The sequence below is a fragment of the Homoserinibacter sp. GY 40078 genome, assembly GCF_008017545.1.
Taxonomy (GTDB): Bacteria; Actinomycetota; Actinomycetes; order Actinomycetales; family Microbacteriaceae; genus Homoserinibacter.
In genome coordinates this window covers 1,185,340-1,202,452 of sequence record NZ_VRTZ01000001.1, presented here as the reverse complement: position 1 = coordinate 1,202,452, position 17,113 = coordinate 1,185,340, and the positions used below count along the sequence as shown (strand labels likewise).

Genomic DNA, 17,113 nt, shown 5'->3' with positions numbered 1-17,113 from the left:
CTCACTGGCGCGGGGTGATCCTGAGCCTCATCGGCGTCGCCGGAATCACCTGGCTGGCCGCCACCGGGCGCCTCGGGCTCTACATCCATCCGCGCTACTTCGTGTTCACGATCGTCATGGCGGTGATCGCGGGGGTCGTCGCGATCGTCGCGTTCGCCGTCCTGCCGAGCTCGCGCGAGGGCGCGCACGACGATCACGATCACGCCCCCCTCTCCCCCACCCGCCAGCGGTGGGCGACCGGCGGAACCCTCGCGCTCATCGCCGTGACCGCGGTCGTCGTGCTCGCCTTGCCGCCCGCGACCCTGACCTCGAACACGGCCGAGCAGCGCTCGGTGAACGCATCTGCCACGTCGGGGGACGCATCCCCCCAGCTCGCGGGCGCCGACACCTCCGCGTTCACCGTCAAGGATTGGGCGAACATGCTGCGGCAGGGGGCGGATGCGGCCTCGCTCGCGGGCGAGAGCCCGACGCTCGTCGGATTCGTGACGCCCGACCCCGACGACCCCGAGAACGTGTTCTTCGTGGCGCGGTTCGTGGTGACCTGCTGCGCCGTGGACGCGACGCCCGTGGGCGTGCCGGTCTACCTGCCCGGGTGGCAGGACGATCACCCGGTCGACGGGTGGGTCGAGGTGACCGGGCGGTTCATCGAGAATCCGTCTGCCACGAGCGCGGAGGTCGTCGTGGTGGATCCCGCATCCGTGGATGCGGTGGAGGAGCCGACGGATCCCTATGTCTACTGAGCACGAGAGCCCATCCGCGACGCGCGCTGCGTTCGTCGACGCGGCACGCATGCGGCGTTTCCGGCTCGGCTGGGTGACGACGGTCGTGGTGCTCGCGCTCGCTGCGACGGGGTTGGGCGCGGCGGGGGCCGCGCAGGGGCCGCGGCTCGCATCCGGCTCGGTCAACGCGGAGGCGGCGGTGAGCCGCCCTGCCGGGCGCATCGTGCTCGATGCGAACCAGCCGATCGACGACGTGGCGGCGAGCGATGTCACGATCACTCCGTCCGCCGGATTCGAGGTCACCCAGGACGGCGCCGCGGTGACCGTCCGCCTCACCGGGATGCTCGACTACGCGCAGGACTACACGGTGGAGGTGGCGGCCCGTTCGGCCTCGACCGGCGCCCCAGGCGTGCTGCGGTTCTCGTTCACCACACCGGGTGCGGATGTGCTCGCCCTGCAGCGCGGGGCGGGTGCCGACGGGGGCGACCGGGTCGTGCGGACCTCGCTCGCGGGGTCGGCGGAGGTCGAGACGGTCTTCGAGGCGCCGCGCATCCAGGAGTACGCACTGCTCGGGCGGGTACTCGTGGCGGTCGTGCTCGACGCCGACGACACCCCGAGTCTCGTGACGGTGGACACGACTAACGGCTTGGTCGGCGAGGTCGCGGTGGGCGAGGCGGACGGCATCCGCGAAGTCCACGCCTCGCCGAATGCGCTGCTCGTCGGCTTCCTCGTGGACCGGCAGACCGACGAGGGGCTCGTGAGCACCCTCGCCGTCTACGACCCGACGGACGGCTCGGGCGTGATCCGCGAGATCGCCGACGCCGACGGGGTGCCGCTGGCCGCCCGCGATTGGGCGTTCGTCCCCGGCACCGGATCGCTCGTCGTGCAGACGACCGATAGGCAGCTGTACCTCGTCGATGCGGTCGCGGGCACGGAGCCGTCGCCGCTCGGCTCCCATAGCGAGCTGCGCGGGTTCCTGCCCGGCACGACGACGCTCGTGGTCGCCGACCCCGACGGAGGCACGCTGCTCGATCTCGCGGCCGGCACATCGACCCCGCTCGAGCTGCCGACGGCCGAAGTCGACCCGCATCTGACCCTCGGCACGGTGCTGATGCTCGGCCCCGACAGCTACGTGCAACTGCTCACCGACCCATACGACTCGGGCGCGATCCCGGCGCTCTCGGCGCTCGTGCGGGTGGATGCGAAGGGCACTTCGCCGCTCTACGCCCCGGCGACCGCGACGAGCCGCATCGGCCGCGTCTGCCTCTCGCCGAACGCGCAATACCTGGCGGTGGAGGTGATCCCGGGCGGTAGCGGCTCGGACCTCTATCCGGCGGTGCCGGGCTACCCCGACACCACGATCTACTTCGTCGATGCCCGCGACGGGTCGACCTCGCGGGGCGTCGTGGGGATGCTGCCCGACTGGTGCTGAGGCGCGGGCGTCAGGCGCCCCCGGTGAACGGCTCCTCGTGCAGGCCCTCGAGCGCCGCGGTGAGGCGGGGTGCCCCTCCCCCGAATTCGGAGTCGAGGGCGGCGAGGTGGGCGTCGGCCCGGGCGAGCACCGCGTCGCCGGCGGGGGTCGCCCGCAGATCGGATGCGGCACCGGCCTGAGCGGTCGAGTCGGCCACGAGCCCCGCGTCGACGAGCGCCCGGACGGCGGTGTGCGCGGACTGCACGGTGATCTGCGATCGCCGCGCGAGCTCCGAGAACGAGATGCCGGGGGTCGCGCGGATGTGGGCGAGCAGCCCGTACTTGCGGGTGGTGAGCCCGTGGTCGCGCAGCGCCGCATCGAGCCGCGCCTCCCACACGGCCGACACCGTGAGCAGCGCGATCACCGGGCTGAACGGCGGTCTCGCCGCGCGCGCCTCCCCCTGTGCATCCGGCATCCGACGCTCCCCTCTCGCGCCCGCCAGCCTAATGCCGTGGGGCCGGACGGACTGCGCGGCTACGCCGACGCGAACTCCAGGGGATGCACCAGCCAGTTCTCCGCACTCCTCCCGAGCGCCTTCGAGCGTCATATCGATCGCGCGGAGTTTCGTAGTCAGCCGGATGACAGTGCCGCGAAGATGCCGACTGGTGACTCAGTATTCGGAAGCAGGCTACGGCAGGAGGTCGAGCATCTGCGGTCGGGCCTTCATGGCGTGGATCACGAGTTCGTTACCGCTGTCGAATACCAGCACGACCGTCTCCAGCAGCCGACCGCGGGTGTCGAACCCGAGACGAAGCTGCCGGGCCGGGCTGTCATCTTCGAGGTCTTCGATCCAGGTTGCCCACGTCGCAGCGTGAATTGCATCTTCGGCGGCGATCCCGTGTTTGAGTGCCGACGAATGGACTCTCACGCCGAGGCCAGCGCTTCGCGGATCACCTCGGAGCGGGACTTGCCCTCCCGCTCCGCGCGGGAATCAAGGGCGGCGATCTCGTCAGCTGTGAGGCGCAAGGCGATGACCTGCGACGGCTCGGCACCACGACCCGGCCGACCACGCCCTCGCTTCTTCAAAGCTGCCACGTCGTATCCAGCCTCAGCTTCGATTGCCCAGGCTGCGATCTGCTCCTCGGTAACGGGAGTGCCGTTGATCGTCTCGCGCTCACTCACATGATTAATGTTATACGAAAACATCGCGTGCGGCGAGGCTGCCGTCGCCCTCCGACAGGGGTCGCGAGCACCGCCAGAACGACGACGACCACGTCAGCCATTCCTGCTCTGCGCCGCAACCTTGAGTGTCGAGCCTGTGCGTGACTCGCCACGTGCACGGCCACCTCCGGACGCGGTGGCATCACCCTGGCAGTCGCGTCGCGCCCGGGGCAATCGACCCGAGCTGTTCGCCCGTTCGAGCGACGTGGTGCGCTGTGGCGCTCAGGCGGATGCGAGTTCCAGGGGATGCACGCGACCGAGGTCGAGGTGCTGCCGCGCCACCCACAGGTCGTGAGTGTCCTGCATCGCCAGCCAGCTCTCGGCACTCCTCCCGAGTGCCTTCGAGAGGCGCAGAGCCATCTCGGGCGTCACGCGGCTCGTGCCGCTGAGCACGCGACTCAGGGTGGATGCGGATACGTCGAGCTGATTCGCCAGCTCACGTCCACTCACGCCGAACGGCTGGAGATACACCTCGGAAATGAACTCGCCGGGGTGGGGAGGATTGTGCATCGAGATACCCGACTCATCGAACGGTGGAGGTTCTGGGACGCTATTCAAACCGCAAGGTCCCCGTGTTGATTGGGACGATACCCAGAGACGCGGGCCCCGAGGTGCCCCTACATCCCCCTCGGCGCGCGACACCTAACGGGATTCGAAACTCGAGAGCTAGGGCGCGTCAGTTGACCGAGGTCGAAATCGCTTCGATCTGCGCTGACTACGCCGCGGGGGCGATCGACGTACGCGCTCGCAACCGAGTGGTCAATCTGGCGGGGGACAGTCTCGAAGCTGCTGGTTCGGAATGGGATTTCGCGTCGCCGCCGCTAGATGAGTGAGCGCCGGATAGCGTCTTCATTCATAGGCCGGGCGGTTTCCGACGAGGTGCCCAGCACGATTGCTCACGGAGGGGATCCATGCGTGCAGTCCTAATCAGCTACGACCTCAACAACTCAGGCAAGGACTACACCGACGTTCACGAGTACATCAAGGGTGAAGGCACCTGGTGGCACCACCTCGAAAGCACGTGGATTTTGCGCACCGAGAAGCCGGTAAGGCAAATTCGAGATGAGATCAAAGCCGCCGGGCTCGATGGGGATGACGAACTCCTGGTCGTCGAGTTGAAGGGTGCGGCCGCCTGGACCGGATTCAGTTCTCGCGGGAGTGAGTGGCTCAAGAAGCATTTGTCGTAGCGTCATCGCGGGGCCCCTGATATCGGAGGCAACCAATAGGGTTGTGCGCGCTGCACAATCCGACCTGCAGCTACCGCAGAGGAGCGATATGCAGATGGCCAGCCAGCCGCTCACGTCAGCTGACCTGATTCCTGACGAAACGCTCGAGCGGATCGCCAACGGGAAGATCACTGAGAACGAGGACCTCCTCAACCATCGTGCCGTCGCGAGCCGTGTCGCCGAGCTCGCCGCCTCTCAAAGCGGTCGGCTCAACATTGCATTGTTCGGCCCGTGGGGCTCAGGGAAGAGCAGCTTCTTCGGGCTTCTGCGAGAAGAGCTCGAACGCGTAGACGATGGCGTCACGCCCGTAGTATTCGACGCCTGGCGCAATGCCGGCACCGCGTTCCACGCCAACTTTCTCAACGAGATCGCTCGACAAGTGTCGGGCGCCAACCAGGACGTCGCGAAGAAGCTCTTCCAAACCACTCGAAGCGTCAACCTCCCTTTCAAGCGATTCTTCGACGGCTGGTCGAAGCGCCGGACGGGCGTCACCGTCGCACTGGCGTTCCTCGCCGTCTTCGTGGTTCCGCCGGTGATCTTCTCGCTGTTCATGAATGCATCCGACCCGATGGTGTCGTTCTGGCCCACTCTCGCGATCAACCTCAAGGATTGGTCGGGGTTCGCCGTCGGCGGGACTCTTCTCGGGATCGGAGTTACGACTGTTCTCGAGCTGTCGAAAGTGACGGTCGAGGAATCAGCACCGAGTTACGTGACCCAGTTCGGTCGCCTCTTCGACGACGTAGTGAAGCCCGGCACACGATGCGTTGTCTTCATCGATGAGCTCGACCGGTGCAGCCCCGCGGACGTCATGACCACACTCGAGGGCTTGCGCACGTTTCTTGGCCACGACAGATGCATTTTCGTCGTGGCCTTCGACCGCGAGGCAGTTTCCGCAACGATCGCCGGGCACCTCAAGAACGTCGTTCCGCAACGAGATGACAGTCCGTACTACGAGACGAGCGGTGAATACCTCGACAAGATCTTCCAGTTCCAGATATCGCTCCCACCTCAGCGCGTCCACACCTTCCGCCGCTACGCGCTCTCTCTCGTTCAGGAACGGGATGGGCTTTGGGGCGAACTACGCGGACATTCGCCTCGGACCCTTGGCCGTGTCGTCTCGATCTTGTCGCCGATCCACATCACCAGTCCGCGCCGCACCAAGGTGCTGCTCAACGATTTCGCTGTCAATGTCCGCATCCTCGAACGGCTGGGGTTCGACTGGCTCGCCCGCGCTGAAGAGATCGCCGCGTTCACCACGATCCAGACCGAGTTCCCGCAACTGGCCGCCGACGCTGAGCGCCACCCCGCGCTTCTGCAAGCACTAGCGGACGGGACCCCACCGACGAGCCGATCGGCGCTCGAGGTCTACGAAGAGTACCGACCCTCGATCGTGGAATCTCCAGAGGTCGCGGACGACGAGCTCGACGATGACACCGAAGACGAGGCCACCCCCACTGGTAAGGACCTCGACCTCATCGTCCGCGATCGGCTTCACGGTGAAAGCCGACGCCGTGCCGTGTCCGCGCGTCTAGCCGCAAACCTCGACAAGTACCTCCGGAAGCTCGTGGAAATGCGTTGCGCGATCCCGAAGGCCGACCTTATGCTCATGCACTCCGGCGGGCTGGTCAGCTTCGACGACGCCGACGTGTACAACGCCCTCATCCTCGCGGGCGACGCTCCTCGCGCCGACACGATGGCGGTCCTGGACCTCGCTGGCGACGAAGATCGCCGCCGAGCCATCGTCTATCTCGCCGAAGAGCTCGAGGGCGAAGAAACCATCGACGTCGCTCAACTTTGGACCTCACTGGCCGGTGAGATCTCTCAAAAAATGGAGTTCGTGGATGCGGAGACGTCGGCCATTCTCCTAGGGCTCTGGGAACGATCGCTGGCCGAAGATGACGACATCGTTCCGAACATCTCTCCGCGCGGATACCAAGGGTATGCCCGAGCGATGGCAACCCTATTCGACACAGAAGTCGTACATCTGTTCTTGGACAACGTCGAGGACTACGCCGACGAAGCGTTCCCTCAAGTGGTCGAGGAGCTACTCAGATCAACAACTGACCAACAGTTCGCGGAGGCCGCAAGTACGTTGGCAGACCGCGTCGTGCGCGACATCCGCGCGGCGCCCGGAGGCTTGACGAGACTGATACATCGCGCCGATGAGCTTGAGGTCGATGTGCCCCCTGCCATCGCCGCGAAACTGCCTGGTCAACTGATACTGAAGGAGCCGGCGCGGGTCGCGCCCGAGGCTCAGACTGCAGCAGCAATCGCCGCAGCGGCGACCAAGAACACGGCCGCGCAAGCGAGCTACAACCAAGGAGTGACCGACCGTGAGACCGCCATGCGCGAGGTTGTCGCTGGCTGGGATGACCTCCGCCCAGAGAGCCCGTTCCGCATCGAAGTCCTCTCAGTACTCCGTCAAGTCGGCGAGACCAACCAGTGGGCACTCGATCTCCACGATGAATTGATCGATCGCGACAAGGAGGCGGGTCTGAATGAGCTACATAACAACGAGTTGCTGCAAGCCGTCGCTGCACTACCTCAGCACGCGGCCGCCCGGTGGCGCCATCGATTGACGTCCGGGCCCGCGGCACCAAAGCATGCTCGCGCCGCTTTCGTGGCGGTCGTCGAACGCGCACTCACGACCGGAGATACTCAAGCCAGGACCAATGCGATCGCGAACGCTGAAGCAATCGCGCCGCTCCTCGAAGAGGGCGAAGACCTGGACGAGCTCATCGAGCGGTACATCGAGAACTGCGACGAATGGGACGAGTTCGACTCAGATCGTCTCCATTCCCTGCTCGACCTGGGTGCAGTTCTCCAGTCGCTGAAGTCCAACGAAGACGAACTCGACCGAGCAGCAGTCAATGCCTACGTCGGGTGTCTCGAACACGCCGCCGATGCCGACGACGTGACGCGGATCGTCCGGCGGCTCCGTGACGAAAGCGAGCCACGACTCGCAGCCATCGCCGACTCCGATTTCGGCGTGGACCCGGCTGACCCTGCCGATGGCGACCTCCACCGCCTCACAGTGACTCTGGCCGCCCAGAGCGGCTCAGGGGGACGAGACTCCTCGCCGAGGATTCCATGGGCCACCTTGATCGCCTTGACCCCCACTCCGACCGCTGAACTCGTGGCAACATGGGTGCAGACTGGCCCGCCCGCCGACGAGCTCAGCAAGACGAGCCCTGCTTTCTCCCTGAGATCCGTGCCACGTGCTGCTTGGACCAGCTATTCGGCGGCCACAGATGCGGACATGCGATCTCGCGCATGGCGCGTGTCTCGTCGCGCGAACGTCGACCGCGATGTACTCAGTCGAATCGCATCTCGAGGTGTCACCGATGCTTTCTCGACCGAGCTTGCGAACGCGATCGGATCTGGCCCGACGATTGGCGCGCGCGCCGAGCTCGCACGCGACTTCCTTACGCTTCCGCGCTCAGCTGCATCGTTTGCACGACAAGCAGTCGACGCGGCCGAGAGCCTGGTCGCGGCCGGTCACGCTGGTGATGCGCCAACGGTGGCCGCACTCCTCGCCGCCGCAGCACCGCAGCTCACCCCGCGCCAAGTCGGCGGTCTCCGCAATCGACTCGAGAATTGGATCCGCGGAGCTAAAACGGTCAGCAGGACCGAGCTCCGGACCCTCGAAAGTCTCGGTCTCTTGAGACCGCAGAAGACCCTCGTACAGAGGATCTTCTCGGGCGACTAGCCAAAGGGCACGCCGTGACTAGTTGAGGTCCTGATCCTCCGATAAAGCCCTGACTGCGAGCCACTCGACGCCCTGATTGACGAAGAAGAACGACAATCAAGAGAAGGCCCCCTGGTCACAGGACCAGGGGCGTTCTCAACTCTTCTGCATGCGACAACGGCTTGAGTTCAAACCACGTTCCATGTACCGATGAGTCACGAGATAACACCCTGATCAGGGCATCCTCAACCTGTCTCATCGCCTGTCTCGTCGGTGGACCCAGGGGGATTCGAACCCCCGACCTTCTCATTGCGAACGAGACGCGCTACCAACTGCGCCATGGGCCCGGACTGCCTGAACACGATATCACCCTGCGGGCGGGGTGCTTGACCGGTCAGCCGAGGCGACGGCGGCGCAGCACCTCGTCGAGGTCGAGCTGCTGCTCGACATCCCCGACGACACCCATCTGCGCGAAACGGCTCTGAGCGGCGGGCGCAACCGGTGCCGCTGCCGGGGCAGGAGCAGCCGCGGGGCGCGCCGGGAAGCGCACGACCTCCGGCTCCGCGTGCGCCGCCGCAAGCGCGCGCTCCGCCTCCGCGGCGGCCGCAGCGAGAAGTTCCTCGGCGCTCACCGCGGGCGCCACCGGCACGCGCGGCGGATCGTTACGTTCGAGGTAGAGCGGCTTCGGGATCGGCACGGGAGTCCACTCGCGCTCGACCGGAGCGGGCAGCGGCTCCGCATCCAGCAGCGTCGAGCTTGTGCGTCGACGAACCGGCTGGGCGACCGCGAGCACACGCGCACGCGCACGAGCGATGATCGCCCGCTGGAGCGAGAGGGATGCCACACCCGCGGCGGCGCATCCGGCGAGCACCAGCCACGACCCAGCCACTGCGCCGGTCGTCGCGATGAGCCAGACCTGGACCACCGCCGTCACGAGGGCGGCAAGAAGGAGCAGCCCCGCGAGCCGGCGGGCGCGGTTGAGAGGAGCGCGCGACGCCACAGGGCGCAACGGCCCCACAACGGGAACGGCCGGTCGCGACACCTCGCGCCGCGGCTCGGCGATCGCACGAGCCTCCGCGGCACGCGCCTCGGCGGCGGCGACCCGGGCAGCATCCGCGCGGGCGGCAGCCTCCACCCGGGCAGCCTCGATCTCGGCCTCGCGCGCGCGGATCGTCGCGGCACGCAGCTCGGCCCGCTCCTCCGCGTCACGGCGACGGCGCTCGGCGCGCAGCAGCTTCTCGCGGCGCAGCGCTTCGCGAGCGCTCACCTCGACGCGCACCTCATCCGGCACCTCCGCCGCCTCCGCGAGCACCCGCATCGCGCGCTGCAGACGTGTGGCGTTGCGCTCGGTCGCGAGGTACTCACGGCGGCGAACCCAGCTCGGCAGCAGGTACAGGAACCACAGCACGGCGGCGAGAGCCACCATGATGCCGGTACCGGCGCCCGAGAGATCCATGCGAGCAGAGTACGAGCGGATCGCGCGTCGGCCGGTGAGGCGCGGCGAGCGCGCGCGAGACTCGGCGCGCTGCTCAGTACCGCAGCGGGCGGGTCGACGCCCGCAGGTCGTCCTCGGGGATCCGCGCCACCGACTCCGGCGCGCGGCCGTCCTTCCAGCGCCGCAGAACCCCCTGCGGCACCTCCTCCACCACGAGCCCGAAGCAGAAGTGGTCGCGCCAGTCGCCGTTGATGTGGATGTAGCGGCGGCGCAGCCCCTCGTAGCGGAAGCCGAGTTTCTCGACCACCCGCAGACTCGGCGCGTTCTCGGGGCGGATGCAGATCTCCATGCGGTGCAGGCCCAGCGTGAAGAAGCAGTGGTCGGTCGCGAGCGCCACCGCCGTCGGCGTCACGCCGCGCCCAGCGAACCGCTCCGCCACCCAGTACCCGATGGTGGCCGACGAGAGCGAGCCGTAGGCGATCGACGACACGTTCAGCTGCCCGGCGAACTCGCCGTCGAACTCGACCGCGAACGCCACCCCGGCGCCCGTGCGCGCGTGCGACTGCAGCGCCCGGATCGAGGCCTTCACATCGAACCCGGCCGGACCGTGCGGGTTCGTCGCCTCCCACTGCCGGAGCCACCCGCGGTTGCGCACCAGCTCATGCTCGAGCGCACGCGCGTCGCGGATGCGGATCGGCCGGATCGTGACCGGTCCATCGCTCAGGGTCGGAGTCGCCATATTGGGCGTCAGACTACTGGGATCGGGGCCGCATCAGGCGGCCACGCGGACATGCGGCGCGCCGGATGGACGCACCGGATACGCCGAACGGGCTCGGCTCAGCCGTCCTCGCCGTCCTGAGGCGCCTCAGCCGCACCCAGCTGCGCCGCGAACGACGTCAGCCACGGACGGAAGTCGACGCCGAGATCCTCGCGGTCGACCGCGAGCTGCACGATCGCCTTCAGGTAGTCGAGACGGTCGCCCGTGTCGTAGCGGCGACCGCGGAACACGACACCGTGCACGCCGCCGCTCCAGCTCGGGCCGCTCGCGAGCTCCTGCAGCGCATCCGTCAGCTGGATCTCGCCGCCCTTGCCCGGCTCCGTGCGCTCGAGCACGTCGAAGATCTCCGGACGAAGCACGTAGCGGCCGATGATGGCGAGGTTCGAGGGCGAGGTGCCGGGTGCCGGCTTCTCGACGAGTCCCGTGATGCGCACCACGTCCTCCTCGTCGGTGGGCTCGACGGTCGCGATGCCGTAGAGGTGGGTCTGCGAGGGGTCGACCTCGAGCAACGCGACGACGGTCGTGTTGAGTTCGCTCTGGACCTTGAGCATCCGCGGGAGCAGCGGGTCGCGCTCGTCGATGATGTCGTCACCGAGCAGCACCGCGAACGGCTCGTGCCCGACGTGCATCTTGGCGCGCAGCACCGCGTGCCCGAGACCCTTCGGGTCGCCCTGACGCACGTAGTGCACATCGGCGAGCCCGGTGGCGAAGTTCACCTTCTGCAGCTTCTCGTCGTCGCCCTTGCTCGAAAGCACGGCCTCCAGCTCGCCTGCTCGGTCGAAGTGATTCTCGAGCGCGTTCTTGTTACGGCCGGTGACCATGAGCACGTCGTGCAGACCGGCGGAGACCGCCTCCTCGACCACGTACTGGATGGCCGGCTTGTCGACGACGGGCAGCATCTCCTTCGGCATCGCCTTCGTGGCGGGGAGGAATCGCGTACCGAGTCCGGCGGCGGGGATGACAGCTTTGGAGACGGGCGCGGGAGTAGCCATGTCCCCAGGCTATCTGGCGCTACCGTGCCGACAGGTTACGCGCCTTTTACAATCATCCTTGTGACGGACGAACCCGGCAATCTGAAGCGCGCGCTCCGCGCCGAGCTGCGCGAGCGACGACGGATCCGTACGAGCACCGAGCGCGAGAGCGCCGCGTCGTCCCTCACCGAGCACCTCATGCAGCTCGCCACCGACCTCGACGTGCACTTCATGGCGGCGTACCTCTCGACCCCCGACGAGCCCAACACCCGCGATTTCCTGCGGTGGGCCGACGAGCGCGGCATCCGGATTCTGCTGCCCGTCTCGCGGGAGGACGGCCTGCTCGACTGGGCCCCCTACGACGGCGCCGACGAAGACCAGGACATCCTCGGGATGCCGACCCCCACGAGCGAGCTGCTCGGGCCGATCGCGATCAACGGGGTCGACCTGATCCTCGTGCCGGCCGCGTGCGTCGGCCGCGACGGCATGCGGATGGGGTGGGGCCGCGGATACTTCGACAAGACCCTCGGTTCGATGGAGGGCTGCCCGCCGGTCTACGCGGTCATCTACGACGACGAGCTCGTCGACGAGGTGCCCACCGAACGCCACGACATGCCCGTCGACGGGGCGGTGACCCCGGGCGGGATCACCGCCTTCGCGCACGACTGACCTCACGCCCTCCCGTCACCCCGACCTCCGAGAGAACCGATGCCCACCTACTCCTACCGCTGCACCGCGTGCGGCGACGCCTTCGACATCCAGCAGGCGTTCACCGACGACTCGCTCACCATCTGCCCCGCGTGCGGCGGCGCGCTCCGCAAGCTCTACGGATCCGTCGGGGTGACCTTCAACGGGTCCGGCTTCTACCGCACCGACTCGCGCGCGGCGGCGGGCTCGTCGTCGTCCGAGGGGTCCTCCTCCGGATCGGGCTCGGGGTCGTCCTCGGGTTCCGGCTCCGGATCGGGATCCAGCTCCCCGGCCCCCGCCGCGGCGAGCACCACCTCGACAGAATGAGAGCCACCATGAAGGGTTTCCGCGACTTCATCCTGCGCGGCAACGTGATCGACCTCGCGGTCGCGGTCGTCATCGGCGCCGCGTTCACCGCGATCGTGAACTCGATCGTGACCTCCGTCATCAACCCCGCGATCAGCGCCCTGTTCCAGGCGGATTCGCTCAACGAGGCGCTGCCCGTCTCCATCCCCACCACGAGCGGCGGGGAGTCGACCATGTACTTCGGTGCGGTCATCGGGGCGGCGATCAACTTCCTCATCGTCGCCGCGGTCGTTTACTTCGTGCTCGTGCTACCGGTGAACAAGCTGCGCGAACGCCAGGCGGCCCAGAAGGGCATCGCCGCGGAAGAGGCCGGCCCGACCGAGACGCAGCTGCTCGCCGAGATCCGCGACCTGCTCGCCGAGCAGAAGTAGGGTCCGCGGGCGCGGCTTCGGCGGCTACCGGGCTCCGCCGCGCCCGCCGCGCCCACCGCGCCCACCGCGCCCGTAGCGCTCAGTAGTGCGGCGGCTTGTCGCGGCGCATCCGCTCGTCGTTCTCCTGCGACCCGTGGCGGGTCGGCTCGGGATCCGGATGCGGATCGCTGCCGGGCGGCGGATCCGTCGTCACCCGGCGGCGAACTCGCCGCACTGAGCGCGGCGCGGCCTCCGCGTGATCGTCCTGCGTGCTGTCGTCAGACGGTGCGGGCGGCAACGACGGGGATCTCCTCGGTCATCGGGCCTCCGGCGAGGCCCACCGTGCGCGCGATGCGGTCGGCGACGCCGTCCGGATCGGCGAACAGCTCGAACGAGTGGACGCGCGCGTAGTGCCAGCCGAGGCGGCGCAGCACCTCGGGACGGAGGCGGAGCGCCTCGCGAAGGCTGCGTCCCGTGAGCACCGCATCCGTGTCGACGACCACGCACATGCCACCGTTCGCGGCGACGAGACCGAGCTTGCCGCGGTGCCCGAGGGCGACCCGCAGGCCACGTGCCTCGAGGCGACGTGAGAGATCGACGAGCATCGGGTCGGAGTCATCCGGCAGCGGCGGCTCCGCGCGACGCGAGACGATCTCACCCAGCAGCTGGGCGAGCGCGACGGCGCCATGCTTCATGCGGTCCTCGTCGAGGTCGCCGGGCTTCACGCACGTGACGATCACGAGCGAACGCCGGGCACGCGTCATGGCGACAGCGAGCAGGCGCTCGCCGCCGGGCTGCCCGAGGGGGCCGAAGTCCGAGAGCACACGGCCGTGCGGGGTGCGACCGTATCCGAGCGAGAACACGACGCGGTCGCGGCTGTGGGCCACGGCCCGCTCCACGGGGAGCACGGTGAACGGCTCCGCACTCTCGCCGAGCACGAACGCGTTGAGCTCGGCATGCGTCGCGGTGCGCGCGAGCACGGCGTTCATCACGCGGACGGCGTGCTTCTCGGACGCGGTGACGACCATGAGCGATTCCCGCGGGCGACTCGTGGCGTGTTGCACGACCAGCTCGACCACGCGCGAGACCTCGGCGTCGACGGATTCGATCGCGCCGGTGTCGGGGTCGGGCAGGCCGGTGCCGTTCTCGATGTAGTCGAGCGAGAGGCTGCCGTGACCGAGGAACGACCCCGCCCACGGGAGCGCGTCGATCCGTCCACCGTAGAAGCGTCGGTTGACGAGCTCGGCGAGGTCCTCGCCGCCCGCGCGGTAGCTGCGGGTGAGGGTCAGGGTCGGGAGCACGCCGGCGAGCTGCGCGAACGCCGACCGTCCGTGGAGGTCAACGGGGGCGGCCTCGGCGGGCTCCGTGACGGGTGCGGGGGGCTCGATGAGCGTCGGGCCGGTTGCGTCATCCGTCTGGGCGTCGTCGTCGGCCTCGAGCGCGTCGTCGGCATCCGCCTCGGTGCGCACCGGCATGGCGCGCGGCGACGGGTAGGCGACGGCTACGGGCGACGCCTCGCCAGCTTCCAGTCCGATCCGGAAGGTCGCGGGGGTCTGCGTGACGGGGTCGCCGAAGGCGATCACCTGCTTGGAGCGGCGGATCGCGCCGACGTTCTCGGCGACGGTCGTCGCACCCGCGTCGAGCAGGATCACGGTGTCGATCGTCATCGTGTCGGTGATCTGCGCCACCTCGTACGGCGAGGCCAGCCACACGGGGGCGACCGTGCGCGAGAGGTGCGGCGCGAGCCGCTGGAGCGACTCGGAGGTCAGCCGCGCGTCGATGATCAGCTGCTTGAGAGCCGCCGCCTCGTCGGGCCAGTCGACGATGCCGATGCGCCAGTTCTCGGCGAACTGCCACGCGAGAAGCGCCGCGCTGCCCTGCGAGTGCGCCTCGTCGACGAGACGGAAGTCGGCCTCGAGGCGCTGCAGAACATCCGTCTTCGCGCCGAGCAGGGCGCGGTCGGCGGCGAGCAGACCGTCGAGAGCCGAGCGCCACCAGGCCAGCTCGAGCTCGGCCTCCACACGGTCTTCCGGAACGTGCCGGGCCGAGAGGTCGGTGATGAGCTCGTCGAGGTCGAGGTCGCGCAGCTCCTGCATGAGGGTGCTGCGCTCCTGCAGGTTGTGCAGCGCGTCGGAGTCGGCCGCGAGCTCGGCGAGCAGCTCGGCCAGCTGGTGCAGCGGCAGCGTGGCGAGCTGCGTCTCGCGCGCCGTGCGCCCGAGGGGGCCGTCGAGCTCGGCGAGGTCGGCCGCCACCTGCTGCCAGGCGACCTGCACATCCGAGACGCCAGTCGGCACCTCGGGGGTGACGCCCGCCGTCACGTAGCGCTGCCAGAGGATGCGCTGCGACTGGATCGCGGTGAGCGCCTCGTGGAGGTCGCCGACGTGCATGCCGGGGCGCACGTACTCCTTGGCGAGCTTGCGGAGGCGGCGACGGTTGACGCCGCTCATCTCGGGGGCGTCGCGGCGAGGAGCGGTCGCGACGATCAGCTCCGACAGCGAGCGGTCGAACACGGCCGGCTCGAAGCGGTCGAGGGTGTCGCGCAGGTCGTGCAGCAGCCGCAGGTAGATGCCGAGCTCGGCGACCGAGGTGTAGGGCCGCATCCGGGTGGCACCGATGACCTCGTTCGCCCGCACGAGCAGGCGCGGCAGCGTCTCGGTGTGCAGGCGCTTCGCGATCGCGTGGGCGCGGAGGGCGTCCTCACCGGACGAGAACTGGGCGCCGTACCAGGGCGAGTCGCCCGGGCCGTAGCGGAACTCGCCGAGGCGGGCGGCCTCCACCATGACGTGCGCGGCACGGTTGCGGTTGCCCGAGAGCCGCTGCACCGCGGATGCGCTGAGACGCGCAGACGACGACGGCGGATGCGGCAGCAGCGCCAGTCGCGACAGCTCCGCCACGCAGTCGAACACCGACACCCCGAGGGTGTCGTCGGGTCGCGAGAGCGCTTCGCGGTAGTCGATGAGCACGCTACGAAGACGCACGAGCGCCTCGTCGACCTCGGTGAGCTGCGGCTGGGATGCCTTCTCGGCGCGCGCGATGCCGCGCACCACGTCTCGCCGCAGGGTCGAGGGGGTGACGGCGATGCCGGCGAGGCCGACATCCGCGAGCCGTTGCGAGATGCCGCGCAGGCTCGCCCGCCGCGGGCTCACGACGAGCACGCGCTTGTTCTGCCCGACGAGCGCGCCGAGCGCGTTCACGATGGTCTGCGTGGCACCGGTGCCGGGCATCGTGCGCACCGCGAGCGAGTTGCCCGCGGCGATCTGCGCGACGATGTGCTCCTGCTCGGAGTCGGCGTCGAGCACGAGCACGTCGGTCGAGGGGTCGCGGCGGTCGGGGTCCACCGGGTCGACCGGCTGGAACGCCTCCTCGAGGGCCCAGCGGGAGGTGGCATCGCCCGCGAGCGCGTCGAGCACCGGATGCGCGAGGTCGACGGCATCCGCGATCAGGTCGGGCGCGACCTCGGCGAAGCAGCTCACCACGAGACGCGGCTGCACGACGATCTCGCCGAGGTGGCCGGTGAGGCGGCGCAGCTGGTCGATGACGGCGTTCGGCTTGAAGGTGCCGTCCTCATCCGACAGCGCGACGAAGCTCTCGGCGTCGAGCGAGATGCCGTACTGCGCTTCGAGGGCTCGGGCGAGCGACGGATTCAGCTGGGCGGCACCGCGCAGCCGCAGCTCGAAGTCACGTCCGTGGCGGCGGATGGCGAGCGGACGCAGCAGCAGCGGGGCGCAGAACTCGACCCCGGCGTACACCCAGCGCACGACGCCGATGCCGAGGTGCACCGCGTCGATGCCGCGGGTGGTGGCGAGCTCGAGGCTGCGGGTGGTGATCCGCTCGGCGGCGATGCGTGCAGAGCGCAGGGCGAGGTCGTCGCGGATGAGCTGTGAGAGCAGGGTGCTCTTGCCGGTGATGAACCGCGCGAGCCCGCCCGGGTGGGTGGTGGAGAGCTCGATGCGCGTCGTCGGCGCGTCGATGAAATGGATCAGGGGCGACGGCCCGCCGAGTTCGGAGAGCTCCGCGCGCCAGGCGTCTCGCGCCGGTTCTGCAACATCACGGGCCGCGGGGGCGGCAGTCAGCAGCGGCGCGGTCGCCGGATGCGGGGTCGCGTCGATGCTCATCGGGTTCTCCTCTGAGTCGTCATCCCGTCGGTTGGCAGGCCACACATGGCCACGATAGGTGCGCTCCCCCCGCGACCCCGGCAACGAAACACGTTCCCCCGATCCCGCGAGATGTCCCTTTCGGGTCATCTCGTTGGTCAGAACCC

16 protein-coding genes and 1 tRNA gene are annotated in these 17,113 nt (G+C 68.7%); 7 read left to right on the top strand and 10 right to left on the bottom strand.

Features of this window, described 5'->3' with window-relative positions; all coding sequences use genetic code 11:
- Positions 1 to 14 precede the first annotated feature (14 nt).
- Positions 15 to 740: a TIGR03943 family protein gene (locus tag FVQ89_RS05815; RefSeq protein ID WP_255513447.1), complete on the top strand. Its 726-nt coding sequence runs from the start codon at positions 15 to 17 to the stop codon at positions 738 to 740.
- Positions 730 to 2,151, top strand: coding sequence for a hypothetical protein (locus tag FVQ89_RS05810; protein WP_147900918.1), 1,422 nt, complete (start codon positions 730 to 732; stop codon positions 2,149 to 2,151). Before FVQ89_RS05815 ends, FVQ89_RS05810 begins: the two co-directional genes overlap by 11 nt.
- 10 nt (positions 2,152 to 2,161) lie before the next feature.
- Here FVQ89_RS05810 and FVQ89_RS05805 read toward each other — a convergent pair whose 3' ends face one another.
- The 4 genes from FVQ89_RS05805 to FVQ89_RS05790 all read right to left on the bottom strand — a co-directional run bounded on the left by FVQ89_RS05805 (position 2,162) and on the right by FVQ89_RS05790 (position 3,861).
- Entirely contained in the window at positions 2,162 to 2,605 is a 444-nt protein-coding gene (locus FVQ89_RS05805; protein WP_147900917.1) for a MarR family winged helix-turn-helix transcriptional regulator, read from the bottom strand.
- Positions 2,606 to 2,818: 213 nt separating this feature from the next.
- A complete protein-coding gene (locus FVQ89_RS05800) occupies positions 2,819 to 3,058 on the bottom strand; it encodes a toxin (RefSeq protein WP_147900916.1) in 240 nt (79 codons plus the stop codon).
- On the bottom strand, positions 3,055 to 3,312 hold the full coding sequence (locus tag FVQ89_RS05795) for a CopG family transcriptional regulator (protein WP_147900915.1): 258 nt from the start codon (positions 3,310 to 3,312) through the stop codon (positions 3,055 to 3,057). Before FVQ89_RS05795 ends, FVQ89_RS05800 begins: the two co-directional genes overlap by 4 nt.
- A gap of 261 nt (positions 3,313 to 3,573) precedes the next feature.
- Positions 3,574 to 3,861: a HigA family addiction module antitoxin gene (locus FVQ89_RS05790; RefSeq protein ID WP_147900914.1), complete on the bottom strand. Its 288-nt coding sequence runs from the start codon at positions 3,859 to 3,861 to the stop codon at positions 3,574 to 3,576.
- Positions 3,862 to 4,262: 401 nt separating this feature from the next.
- On the opposite strand from FVQ89_RS05790, the gene FVQ89_RS05785 reads away from it, so the two are divergent.
- The gene (locus tag FVQ89_RS05785; RefSeq protein WP_147900913.1) at positions 4,263 to 4,538 is read left to right on the top strand and encodes a SinR family protein; all 276 of its coding nucleotides are present in this window, start codon (positions 4,263 to 4,265) and stop codon (positions 4,536 to 4,538) included.
- Positions 4,539 to 4,626: 88 nt separating this feature from the next.
- Positions 4,627 to 8,286, top strand: a complete 3,660-nt coding sequence (locus FVQ89_RS05780) for a P-loop NTPase fold protein (RefSeq protein ID WP_147900912.1) — start codon at positions 4,627 to 4,629, stop codon at positions 8,284 to 8,286.
- 253 nt (positions 8,287 to 8,539) lie between these two features.
- On the opposite strand, the gene FVQ89_RS05775 is transcribed toward FVQ89_RS05780, so the two are convergent.
- From FVQ89_RS05775 to galU, 4 genes are all read right to left on the bottom strand, one after another.
- Positions 8,540 to 8,612 (bottom strand) — tRNA-Ala (locus FVQ89_RS05775).
- Positions 8,613 to 8,659: 47 nt separating this feature from the next.
- Positions 8,660 to 9,721 carry a hypothetical protein gene (locus tag FVQ89_RS05770; protein WP_147900911.1) on the bottom strand — a complete coding sequence of 354 codons (1,062 nt, stop codon included), beginning with the start codon at positions 9,719 to 9,721 and terminating at the stop codon, positions 8,660 to 8,662.
- Positions 9,722 to 9,794: 73 nt separating this feature from the next.
- Positions 9,795 to 10,439, bottom strand: coding sequence for a GNAT family N-acetyltransferase (locus FVQ89_RS05765; protein ID WP_147900910.1), 645 nt, complete (start codon positions 10,437 to 10,439; stop codon positions 9,795 to 9,797).
- A 98-nt stretch (positions 10,440 to 10,537) separates the two neighbouring features.
- The gene (galU, locus tag FVQ89_RS05760) at positions 10,538 to 11,470 is read right to left on the bottom strand and encodes a UTP--glucose-1-phosphate uridylyltransferase GalU (protein WP_147900909.1); all 933 of its coding nucleotides are present in this window, start codon (positions 11,468 to 11,470) and stop codon (positions 10,538 to 10,540) included.
- A 60-nt stretch (positions 11,471 to 11,530) separates the two neighbouring features.
- On the opposite strand from galU, the gene FVQ89_RS05755 reads away from it, so the two are divergent.
- The 3 genes from FVQ89_RS05755 to mscL are packed head-to-tail and all read left to right on the top strand — an operon-like array spanning position 11,531 to position 12,873.
- A complete protein-coding gene (locus tag FVQ89_RS05755) occupies positions 11,531 to 12,118 on the top strand; it encodes a 5-formyltetrahydrofolate cyclo-ligase (protein ID WP_147900908.1) in 588 nt (195 codons plus the stop codon).
- Positions 12,119 to 12,157: 39 nt separating this feature from the next.
- A complete protein-coding gene (locus tag FVQ89_RS05750) occupies positions 12,158 to 12,463 on the top strand; it encodes an FmdB family zinc ribbon protein (RefSeq protein ID WP_147900907.1) in 306 nt (101 codons plus the stop codon).
- 8 nt (positions 12,464 to 12,471) lie between these two features.
- Positions 12,472 to 12,873 (top strand): large conductance mechanosensitive channel protein MscL, encoded by a 402-nt coding sequence (gene mscL / locus FVQ89_RS05745; RefSeq protein ID WP_147900906.1) that lies wholly within the window; start codon positions 12,472 to 12,474, stop codon positions 12,871 to 12,873.
- 79 nt (positions 12,874 to 12,952) lie between these two features.
- On the opposite strand, the gene FVQ89_RS05740 is transcribed toward mscL, so the two are convergent.
- Entirely contained in the window at positions 12,953 to 13,150 is a 198-nt protein-coding gene (locus FVQ89_RS05740) for a hypothetical protein (RefSeq protein WP_147900905.1), read from the bottom strand.
- Positions 13,131 to 16,967, bottom strand: coding sequence for an AAA family ATPase (locus FVQ89_RS05735; protein WP_255513445.1), 3,837 nt, complete (start codon positions 16,965 to 16,967; stop codon positions 13,131 to 13,133). The genes FVQ89_RS05740 and FVQ89_RS05735 overlap by 20 nt, the downstream gene beginning before the upstream one ends.
- Positions 16,968 to 17,113: the final 146 nt, after the last annotated feature.

Coding starts and splice junctions, on each gene's coding strand:
- FVQ89_RS05735 (WP_255513445.1), bottom strand. CDS start 16,967: ATGAGCATCGACGCGACCCCGCATCCGGCGACCGCGCCGCTGCTGACT.
- galU (WP_147900909.1), bottom strand. CDS start 11,470: ATGGCTACTCCCGCGCCCGTCTCCAAAGCTGTCATCCCCGCCGCCGGA.
- FVQ89_RS05765 (WP_147900910.1), bottom strand. CDS start 10,439: ATGGCGACTCCGACCCTGAGCGATGGACCGGTCACGATCCGGCCGATC.
- FVQ89_RS05790 (WP_147900914.1), bottom strand. CDS start 3,861: ATGCACAATCCTCCCCACCCCGGCGAGTTCATTTCCGAGGTGTATCTC.
- FVQ89_RS05810 (WP_147900918.1), top strand. CDS start 730: ATGTCTACTGAGCACGAGAGCCCATCCGCGACGCGCGCTGCGTTCGTC.
- FVQ89_RS05750 (WP_147900907.1), top strand. CDS start 12,158: ATGCCCACCTACTCCTACCGCTGCACCGCGTGCGGCGACGCCTTCGAC.
- FVQ89_RS05805 (WP_147900917.1), bottom strand. CDS start 2,605: ATGCCGGATGCACAGGGGGAGGCGCGCGCGGCGAGACCGCCGTTCAGC.
- mscL (WP_147900906.1), top strand. CDS start 12,472: ATGAAGGGTTTCCGCGACTTCATCCTGCGCGGCAACGTGATCGACCTC.
- FVQ89_RS05770 (WP_147900911.1), bottom strand. CDS start 9,721: ATGGATCTCTCGGGCGCCGGTACCGGCATCATGGTGGCTCTCGCCGCC.
- FVQ89_RS05785 (WP_147900913.1), top strand. CDS start 4,263: ATGCGTGCAGTCCTAATCAGCTACGACCTCAACAACTCAGGCAAGGAC.
- FVQ89_RS05780 (WP_147900912.1), top strand. CDS start 4,627: ATGCAGATGGCCAGCCAGCCGCTCACGTCAGCTGACCTGATTCCTGAC.